This window comes from Streptomyces sp. NPDC002130 (assembly GCF_040296465.1).
Taxonomy (GTDB): Bacteria; Actinomycetota; Actinomycetes; order Streptomycetales; family Streptomycetaceae; genus Streptomyces.
Genome location: NZ_JBEOXI010000771.1, coordinates 1 through 1,540 on the forward strand (window position 1 = coordinate 1; position 1,540 = coordinate 1,540).

Annotated in this window: 2 protein-coding genes; one reads left to right on the plus strand and one right to left on the minus strand. The window is 64.9% G+C overall.

The window, feature by feature from the left end:
* Positions 1 to 1,009: hypothetical protein (locus ABT116_RS45350; protein WP_351646898.1), on the minus strand; the 1,009-nt coding region annotated here is incomplete at its 3' end.
* A 39-nt stretch (positions 1,010 to 1,048) separates the two neighbouring features.
* On the opposite strand from ABT116_RS45350, the gene ABT116_RS45355 reads away from it, so the two are divergent.
* Positions 1,049 to 1,540: DinB family protein (locus tag ABT116_RS45355; protein ID WP_351646900.1), on the plus strand; the 492-nt coding region annotated here is incomplete at its 3' end.

The window sequence follows — 1,540 nt, forward strand, 5'->3', positions numbered from 1 at the left end:
CTCGCCAGTAGAGCATCAGATTGACGATCAGTCCGACACCGTAGGAGATGAAGAAAGACAGCAGGAACTGCTTCCACGTGCCGTCGTGGCGCCGTGCCGTCATCGGTTCGGCCCGCAGCGGCAACGCCACGGACATCACGTTGGCGACGCCGAGCCACAGCAGGATCATGGTCAGCACCTGACCGCACGCCTTCACCAGATCAGCGCTGCTTCCGGAGCGCCAGGCGAGGACGGCGCTGAGCAGGAACCCGGCGCTGCCGACGAGAAGCAGCATCACCGCGTTCTTCGCGACCAGTACGTGCCAGAGCCTGGTGCCGCCGGACAACGCAGCACGGACGCGGCCGGCGTCGAAGCTGAGTGCATTGGTGCACACGACGCTTCCGACCACACCCGAGAGTGCGTACAGCGCAAGGTAAGGCAGTCGATCTTCCTTGGTGTCCCACTGGAAGAGGCGAATGAATGCCAGGTACGCCAAGCCCATTCCGAGGCTCAGCCCCAGCCGAAACGCGATCGACCGAGGCTTACCACTCACGACGTGCCGTGCTTCCTCACGGATCCGGGAGCCGAGACCCTGTACATGCCGGACGACGGGGTTGCCCGAGGTCAGCGGGACGTAACCGCGAATCGCAGCGGCGACGGTATCGGTGTCACCGGCATCGAGCGCAGCGACGCGTGCTTCGAGAACCGCAAGGTGGGCGGCGCGCAGGGCTATCCGTGCAGTGGTGACCGCGGCGACGGCGTCGGCCTCGGCCTGCGCGGCGGTACCGATGGTGGCGTCGGCGGGAAGCGGTGGTTGCAACCGGGTGATCAGTTCGAGTTGGTGCGCCATGTGCGGCGAGGGCGACAACCCACTGTACGACGGTCGGCTCAGCGCAGTTCGTTCGTCGTCGAGCGAATCGCGGACGGACGCGGCGGCTTTGCGGACCGCCGTCGGGTTGTGCCAGCGCACCGATCTGGCGTCACGCTCGGCGGCGACGGCCCGGGAGGCAACCTCGGTCAGATCCTCCACCGCTGTCAATGTGTGCTCCACTCGGTTTAGGTTGGTTTCATGACCACCAACTCGGAAAAGGAAGATCTCCGGCGGTACCTGCAGGCAGCGCGCGACGTGCTCGTCTGGAAGCTCGACGGGCTGTCGGAGTATGACATTCGGCGTCCGATGACCCGGACAGGGACCAACTTGTTGGGTCTGGTCAAACACATGATCGGCGTCGAGCTCGGGTATTTCGGTCCGACGTTCGGCCGACGTGTTCCCGATCTACCTGCGTGGTTGCGTTCGGAGGAACTCAACGTCGACATGTGGGCCCGCGCCGACGAGTCCAGGGCCGACATCGTCGAAACCTATCGCCGTACCTGGGCTTTCGCCGACGCCACGATCGAGGAGCACGATCTCGATGCCCCCGGCTTCGTGAAGCATTGGCCGGAGAATCGGCGCGACGTCACGTTGCATCGGATACTCGTTCACGTCGTCACCGAGATCCATCGGCACGCCGGCCATGCGGACATCGTCCGGGAGTTGATCGACGGCGGAGCGGGGATGAAG